15 protein-coding genes, 1 pseudogene and 1 riboswitch are annotated in these 13667 nt (G+C 39.3%); of the genes and pseudogenes, 4 read left to right on the top strand and 12 right to left on the bottom strand.

What is annotated here, in order from left to right; translation table 11 throughout:
- Window positions 1-354 precede the first annotated feature (354 nt).
- Window positions 355-936 (top strand): beta-class carbonic anhydrase, encoded by a 582-nt coding sequence (locus FB379_RS16860; RefSeq protein WP_066250848.1) that lies wholly within the window; start codon window positions 355-357, stop codon window positions 934-936.
- A 301-nt stretch (window positions 937-1237) separates the two neighbouring features.
- Here FB379_RS16860 and FB379_RS16855 read toward each other — a convergent pair.
- Window positions 1238-1652 (bottom strand): annotated as a pseudogene (locus FB379_RS16855) (transposase); the annotation flags it as partial.
- Between the two features lie 24 nt (window positions 1653-1676).
- On the opposite strand from FB379_RS16855, the gene FB379_RS16850 reads away from it, so the two are divergent.
- Window positions 1677-2333 (top strand): hypothetical protein, encoded by a 657-nt coding sequence (locus FB379_RS16850; protein ID WP_144598470.1) that lies wholly within the window; start codon window positions 1677-1679, stop codon window positions 2331-2333.
- Between the two features lie 118 nt (window positions 2334-2451).
- Here the strand turns inward: FB379_RS16850 and FB379_RS16845 are convergent, their stop codons facing one another.
- Window positions 2452-2868, bottom strand: a complete 417-nt coding sequence (locus tag FB379_RS16845; RefSeq protein ID WP_144598469.1) for a hypothetical protein — start codon at window positions 2866-2868, stop codon at window positions 2452-2454.
- 195 nt (window positions 2869-3063) lie between these two features.
- On the opposite strand from FB379_RS16845, the gene FB379_RS18855 reads away from it, so the two are divergent.
- Entirely contained in the window at window positions 3064-3234 is a 171-nt protein-coding gene (locus FB379_RS18855; RefSeq protein WP_242009362.1) for an NAD-dependent epimerase/dehydratase family protein, read from the top strand.
- 592 nt (window positions 3235-3826) lie between these two features.
- On the opposite strand, the gene FB379_RS16835 is transcribed toward FB379_RS18855, so the two are convergent.
- From FB379_RS16835 to FB379_RS16795, 9 genes are all read right to left on the bottom strand, one after another.
- Window positions 3827-4033 (bottom strand): transposase, encoded by a 207-nt coding sequence (locus tag FB379_RS16835; RefSeq protein WP_144598468.1) that lies wholly within the window; start codon window positions 4031-4033, stop codon window positions 3827-3829.
- A gap of 241 nt (window positions 4034-4274) precedes the next feature.
- The gene (locus FB379_RS16830) at window positions 4275-4997 is read right to left on the bottom strand and encodes an AIR synthase related protein (protein WP_144598467.1); all 723 of its coding nucleotides are present in this window, start codon (window positions 4995-4997) and stop codon (window positions 4275-4277) included.
- A 158-nt stretch (window positions 4998-5155) separates the two neighbouring features.
- Window positions 5156-5593 (bottom strand): bifunctional adenosylcobinamide kinase/adenosylcobinamide-phosphate guanylyltransferase, encoded by a 438-nt coding sequence (locus tag FB379_RS16825; RefSeq protein ID WP_158640215.1) that lies wholly within the window; start codon window positions 5591-5593, stop codon window positions 5156-5158.
- The gene (locus FB379_RS16820; protein WP_144598465.1) at window positions 5545-6168 is read right to left on the bottom strand and encodes a histidine phosphatase family protein; all 624 of its coding nucleotides are present in this window, start codon (window positions 6166-6168) and stop codon (window positions 5545-5547) included. The genes FB379_RS16825 and FB379_RS16820 overlap by 49 nt, the downstream gene beginning before the upstream one ends.
- Window positions 6126-6914, bottom strand: coding sequence for an adenosylcobinamide-GDP ribazoletransferase (gene cobS / locus FB379_RS16815; protein WP_144598464.1), 789 nt, complete (start codon window positions 6912-6914; stop codon window positions 6126-6128). The genes FB379_RS16820 and cobS overlap by 43 nt, the downstream gene beginning before the upstream one ends.
- Window positions 6911-7471, bottom strand: coding sequence for a bifunctional adenosylcobinamide kinase/adenosylcobinamide-phosphate guanylyltransferase (locus FB379_RS16810; protein WP_144598463.1), 561 nt, complete (start codon window positions 7469-7471; stop codon window positions 6911-6913). The genes cobS and FB379_RS16810 overlap by 4 nt, the downstream gene beginning before the upstream one ends.
- A 243-nt stretch (window positions 7472-7714) precedes the next feature.
- Window positions 7715-9178: an adenosylcobinamide amidohydrolase gene (locus tag FB379_RS16805; protein ID WP_144598462.1), complete on the bottom strand. Its 1464-nt coding sequence runs from the start codon at window positions 9176-9178 to the stop codon at window positions 7715-7717.
- 4 nt (window positions 9179-9182) lie between these two features.
- Entirely contained in the window at window positions 9183-10244 is a 1062-nt protein-coding gene (locus FB379_RS16800; protein ID WP_144598461.1) for a FecCD family ABC transporter permease, read from the bottom strand.
- Window positions 10210-11178, bottom strand: a complete 969-nt coding sequence (locus FB379_RS16795; protein ID WP_144598460.1) for an ABC transporter substrate-binding protein — start codon at window positions 11176-11178, stop codon at window positions 10210-10212. Before FB379_RS16795 ends, FB379_RS16800 begins: the two co-directional genes overlap by 35 nt.
- Window positions 11179-11289: 111 nt before the next feature.
- A riboswitch (cobalamin riboswitch) is annotated at window positions 11290-11468 on the bottom strand.
- 195 nt (window positions 11469-11663) lie between these two features.
- On the opposite strand from FB379_RS16795, the gene FB379_RS16790 reads away from it, so the two are divergent.
- Complete coding sequence (locus FB379_RS16790) at window positions 11664-13109, top strand: N-acetylmuramoyl-L-alanine amidase (RefSeq protein WP_144598459.1); 1446 nt, start codon at window positions 11664-11666, stop codon at window positions 13107-13109.
- A gap of 97 nt (window positions 13110-13206) precedes the next feature.
- Here FB379_RS16790 and FB379_RS16785 read toward each other — a convergent pair whose 3' ends face one another.
- A complete protein-coding gene (locus FB379_RS16785) occupies window positions 13207-13365 on the bottom strand; it encodes a DUF1540 domain-containing protein (RefSeq protein ID WP_065095535.1) in 159 nt (52 codons plus the stop codon).
- Window positions 13366-13667: the final 302 nt, after the last annotated feature.

Below are 13667 nucleotides of genomic sequence, written 5' to 3'. Positions count from 1 at the left end.
CCCATTCATTTGTTCGTTTCCAAACTTCAAAGATGGATGTTCAGAGGCAGGAGAGTATGCAGATTTCATTGTGGCAAAAGACCTCCTAATCTAGCCCTAAATTTTCCATCATGTAGTCACTCCTAATCATTAAATTATTTTTAATGTACTAAATAAAAACTATGTAGTCAACGTTTTCGTATAGAGAAAATCGTTAAACTCCTGCAAATCATGTATAATAAATGTCAAGGACCTCGGCTCGTCTTTATAGTTAAATGCCAGAAATCTCTGAAAAACGGCTAGACAGCCGAATTCTGACTTGCCAAACATAAAAAAATTTTATACTTTAGTCAATAAAAAGAAAGGGTTGAAAACATGAGTGTATTAAACGATATTTTATCCTTCAACGAAAATTTTGTTAAAAATAAAGAGTATATACCATATGAAACATCTAACATTCCCAATAAACATCTTGTCATTTTCACTTGCATGGACACAAGGCTTGTTGAATTACTGCCAAAAGCTTTGAACATTAAAAATGGGGATGTCAAAATGGTAAAAAATGCAGGTGCCGTGTTGACACACCCTTTCGGTTCAACAATGCGTTCCATTTTAGTGGCCGTCTATGAACTTCAAGCAGATGAAGTAATGGTTATCGGCCATCATCAATGCGGCATGTCGTCAATAAATCCAGAAGAGCTAATTGCCAAGCTGAAAGAACGCGGCGTAGATGAAAACACAATTAAAACATTAGAAAATGCAGGCATCGAACTGAAAACATGGTTTAAAGGGTTTGACAAGGTAGAGGACAGTGTCGCAAAAAGCGTTGAGATCATTAAAAACCATCCGCTCATGCCGAAAAATATTCCGGTACACGGACTCGTTATTGATCCTAATACTGGAAAACTAGACCTTATTGTCAATGGTTATGAAAACGAAACCGTTGATCAACGATAATCTGCTTTGAGGGGGGGTCTAATAAGTCGTTTTTACGGCTTATAGACGCCCCCATTAATATTTTAGAAACGTTGATATATCGGTGTTTATGATTTTTTGTTTTCAATGGCGATTTGACTTTCTAAGACAGCCCCTTCTTACGATTAGTCAAGAGGTTTATCAATAGTTATTTGAGATAATGAATCTTTTTTTGGCGGAAGGGGTACCCCCTCCGCCAAAAAAAGATTTTCGCATGCCAAATAGACCTAACGATTTTTGCTTTTTTTCGCTAGATCAAATATGTTATACTTTTCCTATACAATTACGAAGATACTGAAGCGATTTCGTAATTGTACGTTAAATTGTGTGTAATAAGGTGGAAGAGGCACTTCAATAACTTATTCACACATGCGATGGACGCAACTTTATGACATTTGTTATAGGGTTGCGTTTTTAATTTGTCGTAGTATTCTACAAAATGATTGTGTCCAAAGCGTCGCTTTTGGATCATATTTTGAATCGTAAAATAAAGGATTTTGCGCAGATGACTGTTGCCACGCTTATTGATTTTATCTTTGTAAAACAATGTGCCTGATTGAAAACGCCTTATATCACATTCCTGCATAGGCATTGAGTTGCTTATGATTTTCGAAGCGTGTCATGTCGCCTATTTCTCCAATCAAACGAACGGCTGTATTTTTCCCTATACCAGGAATACTGATTAATATTTGATATTCATTCTACAAGGGGAAATTCACCGTGTGGATCAGAACCGGTCACGTTTAGAGCGCGCAGAAGGTTATCTAAGTGATTACGAAAAGCAGCAAGCCATTGTCGAGAAATATGAGCATAACCCGTTCCTAAAAGGGAAGATGCTTTTCTCAAAGTCCATCAAACAAGAGTATGAAGATGCCGTTGCTGCCCGTGACCGTTATAAATTCTACATGGAGAATGAAGGCGTTTCTGGAAGAACGGACTTTGAAAAACAAGTGGATCAGCTCGGCAAAATGGAAGCGAGAGTTCCTGAATTTAAAGGACAATTCGAATCTTTTGAAAAATGGGTCGATCCTATTAATCTTCAAGTTAATAAAGTAGAAACCGAGATGGCATTTAATTATAATGGTAGTTCCGTAACTTCCTGCACTGCAAGAGATAGAAGAGAATGGCTTACAGAAACTGGATGGAGTGAAAGCAGCCACAATCTTTCACATGCTTTTGTTGGTGGCAGAAATGCACAGGCAAAAACCAAATCAACTATGCGTAATAGTGCATTTTGCGTAGGTCAACCGGCTACCTATGTATATTACAATACGAATAACATAACTGTTTATTACAATGGAAGTGCATCCGGTAATGTTTCAACCTATGCAAGTGGTGGATGTTCGAGTTGGTTAAGTTATAGTACTGCTCTAATTTAAGAAAATTAACCTCTTGTCAGGTAAAAAAATCGCCTTGTTAATATCAATGTCACGGTGACAGGGCGATTTTTTATTATTTTATTTATGAAATCTAAAGATGATTGTTATTTATTTCCATTCAACTTGCTAATCCATAGTTTCTTTTTTTTAGATTGATAATTGCTATGATTAACTCAATTACAGCTAATAGTAACAAGATGATTCCAATTGAAAAGATTGTTGGAAACACGACGAATAAATGAGTTGCAGAAGCAATGATCTGACCAGGAACATATTTTTTGTATAGACAGAATATCTCGATTACAAGACCTAGAATGATTAAAGACCAGAAAAACCAAGCTGGAGTATTAGAAAAGATATTGGTGTTCCAAAGGTAGTTAACAAAAAAGGTTAGCATTGCTACAAGCAATACCCCATTTAAAATAAGAAATAACAAAGGAAGCGAATCTTTTCTTTTCTTTCTTCCACTCAGGATAAAAAAAGTGGCAAATCCAATCAATAATACGGATAAAATGGGAATGATCTCTAATACCATGATTTTACCTCTTTAAAGTAAATAATTTTTATTTTTATCCTAATAATACCATATATTTGTCTTAAAATTTTGGTGATTAAGGAAACAGGCTATAATAAGATTTAAATATTTCCATAAAAAGTAAGAGAATTAGATTTTTTTACTTTAAATTATTTAAATAATTTTAAAAAGAACATTTATAGAGGGAGGGATAAAATGAAGATCGTTATTGCTGGTGGTTCAGGATTTATCGGACAGAAATTGACTGAGCTCCTTCTTAATGAAGGACATAAAATTATTATCTTAACTAGGAAGGCAAAAAAACTTCAGGGAATGTTTATTATATACAATGGCTTGAAGAAGGGATTTCTCCTGAAAATGAAATAAGAGATGCCAATGTATTTATTAATTTAGCAGGGGTTTCAATAAACGATGGAAGATGGAATACGAACCATAAGAAAAAAATTTATAACAGTCGTCTGGTAGCAACAGATGAGTTAATACGAATAATCTCACTATTGCCTAAAAAACCAACCATATTTATCAATGCAAGTGCAATCGGTATTTATCCACCATCAATAAATGATGTATATACGGAAGCTTCGTTAGAAACATCAAATGATTTTTTAGGTAAGACTGTATATGACTGGGAAAACAAAGCTAAACAAGTAGAAGCGTATGGCATTCGTACAGTGCTTATGGATTTTTGTGTGAACAGCGATTCCATTTCTGGGAAAGTCAGTTGTAGTAAAGTGTGCATTCTACTTCGAAGCATCGCTCGTTCTTCGTCTAATTCATGATAGTATCGGGAAAGCGCACGCATTTGGTCGAAGTAGTGGTCCTGCGGTTTTTTTATGCGCCGTTCGGTTGTGGGCATCACTTTTATCGGTTTTATGAATGCGCATAGTAGCCGTTTGAATCTTTGATTCAAGGGGATTTAACAGACAGTACGGAAAACCGTGATCATTCATAAAGCGCTCTAATGGGAATACACGCCTGTTGCTTCAAATACAATGGCTGGAACTTGTCCATCTTTTTGTACTAAATCGATGATTCGTTTATTTAGCTGTTCAAAATGGGGGCGATTATGCAAAATTTCCCCCTCACAAATACAAGAACGTGCAGCGATATAAATCACCATATAACTTTTTCCCATACTGACATCAAAAGCAATGACGCTTTGCATATACATTCCTCCTGATTTTTATGTAGAAGTCTTCACTTCACCTTATCGATTCCCTTTTCTTATACACGATCTCAAAGATCCAACATACTGAAACTGATTCTTATAAGGGCAGTGAAGTAGGCCAGTTTTTTCATTACGAACTCAAGGTCCTGGGGCTGTCACGACCTATTCTCCACTTCTACTATAAAAAATAGTAGCACAGACCATGGCCATGGTCTGTGCTACTTATCTTAGTATGTTTTTAATCACCTGTATACAAACGATAAAAATGCCTGCCTGCAATGGCTGCAATGTCCTTTTCCCCTGCTGGATCATAAGAGAGCAAAAAACATGTCGCAGGTCCAGCTGATTTTTTTATATCAATTTTTTTTGAAACAATCATTGAGTGATTGAGTCCATTTTCTTGACATAATTCATTCCATTCGAATTGAATTCCTTTGGAGCCGACGGGAACGATTTCATACACAGATTTATGGTCTAAAAGTTTCTGAATAAGGGAAAGCGGAGCGATTTCCTCCTTATTCTTGATGACCTCTTCCCCTACAAGCGGTCTGCCAATGCAAGCAAATTTTGCATCTTTGGTCGTTCTTTTTATCTTCATTTCATCTTTTTTCACTTTCCCGATGACGATAATTCCAACTGCGGATTGAACCATAGAAAAATTGCTTTCTGTACTGCCCGTTATCGGGATCGGCTCCATGTCACATTCTGAAAAAATTTTGCAGCAGCCTTTTTTTAACCGATCCCATTCTTCATCACCGATAAAATTTTGGATTACAAGCGCAATCGGTGTTGCGCCTACTGCTAAACATTCTGATAAAGCAACACGCAATCCAAAATATGCAACGGTCTCGTAATCGACCTGTACGACATCGAAATCTTTTTCCCCCACCCCAGCAGAATTATCAGCCGCAATGACAAGATACTCATCGCTGACATTAGGCAGAAAAATCACATCCCGCATGATAAAAAATCTCCTTTTTTTGAATTAAAGATGTGCGATCTAACGGTCACGTGAAGTTGAAGCAGTAAGATGATAAGCGAAAACGTATGCTTTTCCTAAAAAATATATGTTCAAAGAACTTTCACTACTAAATTCAGGATGGCGCGTTCAGAGCGGTTTTACTTCAGCCTTTCGTTCAATCCGTACCAGATAATGTCAAAGCGATCAGCTTTTTTGACTAAATCTTGAAAGCAAAAACCGCATGCATCTCTCCAAAGTCTTTCTTGTTGGTCAACCGGTACAATTCCTTTTGTTATATCATTGCCGATGACGACGATTGTCCCCTTCCCTTCTTTTTCCCATCCACGCCATGCCTCGACCATCATATCCCAATAGTTCCGCCATTCTGCAAATTGATTCATAATCTGAAAGATATACTGTTCGATTCCTTCGATGATTGTTATTTTTTCAAATTGTTTTGTATGGAAAAGATCAGCAATATGTATCTGTTCATCATATCCGCAAAACCATTGATAGGAGGCGGTATCGTCCAAGGCATAAAATTTTTTCACCCATTTTCTTTTCCCGTTGAAGGCTCCCCCGACAACCACATGCATCTTTTTCCTCTCCTTACATCTGATCGTTTTCCTGTTAAACAATAAAATGCGCCGTGCTTTATTTGCCATTCCAAATAAGATTTCCGGCTAAAGCTGTATCGATAAAGAAGCTCGCGAATCACTCCGCCATGAGTAATAACAGCAATGTGAACAACTTCCTTCGAAGAAAAATGCTTAATGATTTTCTCCCATCCCTTTTTAACTCTTTTCGAAAACACCTCATATGCTTCACCATTTGGGGGAGGAAATCGCCAAAATTCACGCAGCCAATTTCTGTAACGATCATCCTCTTTCAATTCTTGGTAGCATTTCATTTCCCATTCGCCAAAATTTATTTCACGCAGTTCTTTTAATACTGCATACGGTTTGTTCGGATAAATAATCCGGGCAGTTTCAGCCGCTCGACGCAAATCACTTGTAAATAAAAGATCAGGTTCGGAAGGAAATGCTAAACTTTGCAATGCTTTTTTTCCTTCATGAGAGAGCGGTTCGTCCGTCCAACCAATATACCGCTTTTGCATATTTGCTTCCGTTAATCCATGGCGAATAAGTGTAACAACCACAGCATCATCCATAAAACTGTTTCACTTCCTTCAATGGCTGCTCCGATAGCATCTCCTGTCAGACCGCCGAACGCCCGCAGAAAAAAACGTTTCAAAACTAAATACAGAAAAAAAGCGGAAACGGTCAACATTAGCAACAACGGGGTATAATGATGAAAAATGAATAACAGCAATAAAAGATAAACAATCAAAACAATGACGTCTTTTTTCGACAGTGCGTTAGAAAATAAGTAGCCTAATCCTTCTTGTTTTGCCATCCCCGGTCCTAATATCATTAACAGACAGGAGATTAAACGGGAAAAAAACGGGATCAGCATTACAAATAAAATGTCCAAATTTCCAGCTGTTGTTTCAAAGATGAATAAAAAGCGAAAAGAAAGAAGAAAAATAAGAGACAAAACGCCAAACGTGCCAACCCGTGGATCTTTCATGATCTCAAGCCTTTTTTCTTTGTCTCGATAGGAAAAATACGCATCCAGCGTATCTGTAAAGCCGTCCAAATGAATTCCTCCGGTGATCGCGATAAAATAAAAGAAAAGAAAAAAAGTAACAGCCACATCAGATAATGGAGTCCACGATTTTAATAAAAATAATAGGAGGCTCCCTAAACAGCCGATGAGCAGCCCAAGAACCGGCAAACTTAGTACCGCAATTTTCAGCCGTTTTTCATCAACCGGAAATTCCCGCCGAACCGGAATGATCGTGAAAAACTGAACAGAGAAGAAAAATCCGTAAACCATCATTTTCAGCGATTTCATTCCAGTTCTCCTTTCATTGCGATCGGAACGCCGAATTCCATCCTGATCGCTAAATCTGCACGCTCGACTATCCGTTGGTGAAGATGTCCGAGCAGACGGATATAATGATACACAAGCTTTGACCGCAAAGCCCCTTCCCAGCAGACTTCATTGGAAACAAGAACAAATTGAGCGCACTTAGTGAACAGCATGAGTTCGTTCCATATTTTTTCAAACACAAACCGACGATAAAGCGGATCTTCAACCCAGTCCTCATTCTTTTTAAACAGCTCGTTGGTCAAAAGGGTTGTCAGGCAATCAAGCAAGACGAGATCATTGGATGTGAGTGTCTTACTGAGCTTGCCAATATCCGTCGGCTGTTCTATTGTCAGCCAATCGACATCACTTTGTTCTCTTCTCTTTTGATGAAGGAAAATTCTATGTTTCATTTCTTCGTCCGTAGGTTGAGAAGTGGCAATGTACACAAACCGGCTGCCCTTTTTCCTCTGTTTCAATACGTAACGTTCTGCCCATGAACTTTTTCCACTTCTTACGCCGCCCGTTATAAATGTAAACACAAATTTTTTTCACTCCTTTAAACCTTCAAGAAGCCGGTTATTTTTAAACGGAATAGATCTTCATGGAAACGGTCGAAAAAATAAGCCGGCACAGCCACCATAAGAATATCTATTTCTATCACACTGCCCCGTGTCATTTATTTTCTTCGCTATGACGTTGTTCAAGGGCTGTTAAAAAAGCGGCTGCTTTGCCAAATAAATGGACATGTTATTCATCGCGGTTAAGAGAAGAGCAATGGATGATCAATCATTTATTGTCCATCTCTGCTTGTTATTTTGAATCGCTTTGACCGTGCTCTCATATACCCCTTTGGCTATCAACTTTCCGAGAGTAGCGCCCGTTCCGGCATGATGATGAAGGCTTCCCGTTTGTGTTGCGGCCAGCAGCACACTATCCATTGAAGCTTCAGCTGCGCTCGAACCGGTGGCAGAATCGATGATTCCTTCATCAAAAAGAGCCTTCGTTTTCGCTTCTGTGGCGGTCACCATGCCCTCGATAAAGGCTTGGTCAGATAAATGCCCGTTTATGAACATCCAAGTGTTGATTGCTCTAACGTGTTCGTGCTTTTCCATGTTTTTGGATGCATCTGCACCATGTGATATAGAAGCTGTAACGACGATAATTATCGAAATGCCCTCTTCTTCCCATTCTTCCACAACCCCGTCTTCTACATGAGAACTCGTCAGCATCCCGATTGTTTCATTCGGGCTGAAACCATTGTCCAGCAAAAAATTTATCATCTCCGTTTGGCTGCCAGAAACATGATCGTCTGTTGGTACATGCCGGTTGACAAAGTGACGATGCCAGCCAAACCCGCCTCCGACAACTGCGGATGAAAGCGTTTTAAGCGGAGATGCCGCTTTTACATAAATAAGCTCCTTTGTCTGAATAACATCCTCTTTCGTAAAAACTTTTTTTTCATCATGCTTATGCTCAGGCGACAGCATCATTTGGGGGCGTGCTATTTCTGGATGGGATTGTTTAATCGCTGAAACGTCGTATACATGATGGATTGTTTTTTCATTTAATACCGCATTTGGATCATCAATCAGAACGGACTGGCCGTTTTTTAAGAGAAGCATTTTGTCGCAATAAAGACTAGCTAAATTAATATCATGAAAAATAGACACTACTGTCAATCCATGTGACTTTGTCCATTTTTTTAATTGGTCAAGCAGCATTTTTTGATAGGTAATATCAAGATGATTGGTCGGTTCATCAAGCAAAAGCAAAGATGGGTTTTGTGCGAGTGCTTGAGCTAAAAACACTCTTTGTTTCTCACCCCCGCTTAAATGCTTGATCGATAGATGCTTCAATTTGGTTACGTTTGTAAATTCCATAACTTGTTGGATTACTTGTTCATCTTCGTACGTCAACCGTTTTAAAAATCCGCGCTGAAACGGATACCTGCCGAGCGCTACCGTCTCCCAAACTGTATAGTCAAACATTTGTGTATTGTTTTGCGGAAGTGAGGCAATTTTACGTGCCAGCTGTTTCGCGGAATAAGCTTGAAGCGGTTTTCCCTCCAGTTCAATTGTGCCGCTTCTTACAGGGATGAGTCCGCCGATCATTTTTAACAGCGTCGTTTTTCCGCTTCCATTCGGTCCTAAAATGCCAAACATTTCTCCCTTCTCTACAATAAAAGAAAGATTTTCAATAATATTCCGCCGTTGATATCCGCCGGCAATATTTTTGATCTGCAACATGCTGCTACCCTCTTCTTTCCATTCGTTGTTTCATTAAAATAAACGCGAAGCTTGGAGCACCAATCAATGCAGTAATGACACCGATAGGAAGTTCGGTTGGCGACATAATTGTTCTCGATACCAAGTCTGCTAAAATTAAAAAGCCAGCCCCAAATAAAGCGGATAGGGGAAGAAGATGCCGGTAATCATTTCCCCAAAGCAGCCTGTTCAAATGAGGAACGACAAGCCCTACAAATCCGATCGTTCCGCTTATCGCGACGGCTGCACCAGCTAAAATGGAGGCTGATGTCAAGATCAATAATTTCCTCTTTTTCACGTTTACCCCCAATTGATGCGCTTTTTCTTCTCCGAAGGCGAGCGCGTTCAGCTCTGTTCCGTTGGCTAAAATCAATAAAGAGCCGACGACGAAAAAAGGCAAAAGCATCATAACATATACCCAGCCGCGCATCGATACGCTGCCTAGAAGCCAGTTGACGATTTGCCTCAATTCCTCACCGGACATCGCGATCATAAAAGAAATCAAAGCCCCTAAAAAGGAGCTCATGATGATTCCCGTCAACACGATCGTTTCAATCCTCATCGCTTTATCAATCATTCCTGCGAAAAAAATCACAAAAATTATCGTCATGAATCCGGTTAAAATACTGGCTACCGGCAATGTAAAAAATCCGAAAAACGGAATGTGAATCCCGAAAAAAAGAACAAAAACAGCTCCTAATGATGCACCAGAAGATACGCCGAGCGTATAAGGATCTGCCAAAGGATTTTGCAAAAGTCCTTGAAAGGATGCCCCTGCCAGAGCTAGCGAAGCGCCGACAAGGCCAGCCAAAATAACGCGCGGCAAACGGATACTCATGACGATATTTTGCGTGTTTTCATCAACGCTGCCATTTCCACCCATGTGAAAAAGGGCGTCCCCAATCATTTGCAAAATATCAAAAAATGATATTGGAAACGTCCCGATGGAAACACCAAGAAAAATAGAAAAAACAAGAAAACAAACGGTCACCATATAGGCGACCACGTGTTTATTATTCGAATACATCCGGGTAAACCGCTTTTGCAAGTTCTTCTACTCCTTCTACCAATCTTGGACCTGGACGGCTCACTAAATCTTCATTCACTTCATAAACACGCTTTTCTTTAATGGCTGTAACATTTTCCCATCCCTTGCGGTCAAGAACTTGTTCAGTTGCGTTTTCAACATAATTTCCATAGGTGATGATGATGGTATCAGGATTTAATTTCACTACCGCCTCTTCCGTTATTTGCGGCCATCCTTCCTGATCGCCCGCTGCATTTTCCGCATTGATGATGGCAAGCATTTCATCCATAAACGTTCCTTTTCCTGTTGTATATAGCTGAGGCGGAGCACTGATTTCGACAAACACTTTTTGCTTTTCGGCATCTGTTATATTTTTCGCTTTTTCTTTTAATTCATTTACTTTTGTTTTCATATTTTGAACGATTTCATCTGCTTTTTCTTTCGTTCCGGTAATTTTCCCGATCGTCTGAATAGTTTGATACACTTGTTCAAACGATGTTGCATTCTCAACAACAAATACGGTAATGCCGGCTTCTTTCAATTGGTTTAATCCTTCTTTGGCATTTGCAGCGCTTGAAGCATGCGCCAAAACAAGATCAGGCTTCAAAGAAATGATTTTTTCCACGTTGAAGTTCATATCACCGACTTTTTCCTTGTTTTTCACTTCTTCCGGATAGTTGTCCAATTCTGTTACCCCAACAATTTGATCGCCTAACCCTAGTGTGTAAACAATTTCTGTATTGCTTGGAATAAGTGAAACAATACGCTTCGGTTTTTCCTTGATTGTTACATCTTCACCTAATGCGTCCTTCACTGTAACTGGGAATAATTTGGATGTTTGTTCGCTCGCGTTGCTGTTATTTTCTTTTTGTTCTGTATTATTCGTTTGTCCGCAGCCAACTAGAAGTCCAATTAAAAGCAATAACGATAAAAACAGTGCAGAAAACTTTTTCATGACGTTCCTCCTCCAATAAAAAAACATCTTCTTTTTTTGATAAGAAGATGTCTGAAAACAAGCATATCGCTTTGTTCTGTTTTCAAACACCTCCCTATCCTCGTAGGGTTTTTAGGCGTGTTCAAACAGGCAGGTCTCCTGGCTCATGGTCATCGCTCCCTGAACCTTCCCGTAGACACAGTGGCATTTTCAGGTTGCTCCCATTCACAGTGGCGGGACCGCGTTGGATTTTCACCAAACTTCCCTTTTAAGCGGACAAAAGTATCCGCACCTGTTTGCTTTTGAATGAAATTGTCGACGAATGTAATTATACATCATTCAAATCCGTTCTGGTAGAAAAAATGTGAAAATGCTATGTCAAGTTTTATATTGGACTTTTTATAAGGTTTTCAATTCAACCGTGTTGATTTGAACCGATTACCGTAAAAATGAATAAAATTTTAATGGATGGGTAATTGATTTTAGGAACGAAGGAGGATCCATAAGTGACAGTCGTTCTTTTAGACCCAGGCCACGGTGGAAGTGATCCTGGTGCAACATTTAGAAGCTATGAAGAAGAAGACTTTACGCTGACTATTGCCTTAATAGCCAGAGACCATTTGCTAGAAAACTTTCAAGTAGATGTCGTGATGACACGAACGAACGATCGCACTGTCAGTTTAGAAGAAAGAACGAGTTTGGCAAACAGACTAAATGTCGATTTTTTCTGCTCCATCCATGTCAATTCAGGGGACGGAACAGGATTTGAAAGCTATATTTACAACCGCGGTGCATCCAATAAAACGATTCAATACCGTTCCATCATTCATAATCATATTATGAGCGTAATCGGGCCAAAATATAACGTACAGGACCGCGGAAAAAAAAGCGCCAATTTTTTTGTGTTGAGAGAAACGAAAATGCCCGCGGTTCTTTTGGAAACATTATTTATCGATAATCCTAACGATATCAAATTGTTAACCTCTTCTGCTTTTATAAGTGATTTTGCCGCCAGTGTGGCGGAAGGAATAGGAAAAGCCCTTAATTTAAAGAGAAAGGCAAGCACAACAAAAAAGCCGTCGACAAAACCGTCGGCTCCTGTTTCAAACAACACGCTTTACAAAGTGATTGCCGGTTCCTTCAAAGAGCGGAAAAATGCAGAACAACGCGTAAAGGAACTGAAGGGAAAAAACGTGGACAGTTTTATTTCACCTGCTAATGTTAACGGCACAAGTTTTTACCGTGTTCAAGCAGGGGCTTTTCAACATTTGGAAAATGCGAAGGAGCAGCTGGCAAAACTTGTGCAGCTGGGCTATAAAGATGCTTTTATTTTAACTCCCGAAGAGCAGCGAGCAAATCCGCCAAGGCAAAATCAACTAGCCAGCTTGCTGTCTACATCAGAGCCGCAAGCATCCGCCACAGAAGACATTTCTATTTTAGGAGAACCGCTTTTATCGGGAACATTGTTGGATCAGTTCGTAAAAAATACGAATCCAGATGCACCTCAACTGGGCGATTTATATATCCAATTAAGCAAACTATACGGAATACGCGGTGATATCGCTTACGCACAAGCCATTCATGAGACGAACTATTTTCGCTTCACCGGGGTTGTCGACCGCAGCCAAAACAATTTTGCCGGAATTGGAGCGACAGGCCCGAATGTCCGAGGAGCAAGCTTCTCCACATCAAGAGAAGGAGTTCTCGCTCATTTGCAGCACTTGTTTGCTTATGCGACAACAAAGCCTCTTCCAGGTGATGAGCCGCTTGTAGATCCAAGATTTCATTATGTGAAGCGCGGATCAGCTACCACTTGGAAAGAATTAAATGGAAAGTGGGCAGTTCCTGGAGATCGTTACGGAGAAATGATTTTATCGATTTACCGTTCCAACCTTCAATTCGCTGTTCAACAGCTTTCCTCCATGATTTCGGAATTAAACAAACATGTATGATCATTTTTTAATCTATTTTCCAATTAACGTGAATAAAATTGAAAATCATTATCAATAATAAAAGAGAGCCGAAATGGAATTCGGCCCTCTCCATTATTTAGAAAGTTTCCGGTTCAAATGTTTTGCAATCCGTTTCCTTTTGATCTTTGGCGGTTTTCCCCGAATGGCTGACAACATAAATGGAATCAGCTGAACATCTATTTCCATCCGCCCAATATTTGCAGTTGTTTACTTCACATAAAACGTCTTGTGCCATCGCATGTCACCTCCCAATTATAGAATTGCCATCGGAAGGTGTTTTGATACGACACAAATAGTTTTTGACAATGACAATTTTTTAAAAATATGCATCACATGGCAAAAAAGTATGACGGGATGAAAAATATTTTAATCCAGCGTCCTTGCTTGATTCGATTTTTTTCATAAGGAACGGTTGTGCTGGAATAAAAAATAAAGAAGCTGCTCACTAGCATTGCAGTAATTAAATCTGATGATTCAAAATACTAAGAATGTTCAATTTTTTATTGATTTCAAAACAAAAAAATCCTTTACAATGGA

Source organism: Aeribacillus composti (genome assembly GCF_007827555.1).
Classification (GTDB): Bacteria; Bacillota; Bacilli; order Bacillales; family Aeribacillaceae; genus Aeribacillus; species Aeribacillus composti.
This window is presented reverse-complemented; position numbering and strand designations above follow the sequence as displayed.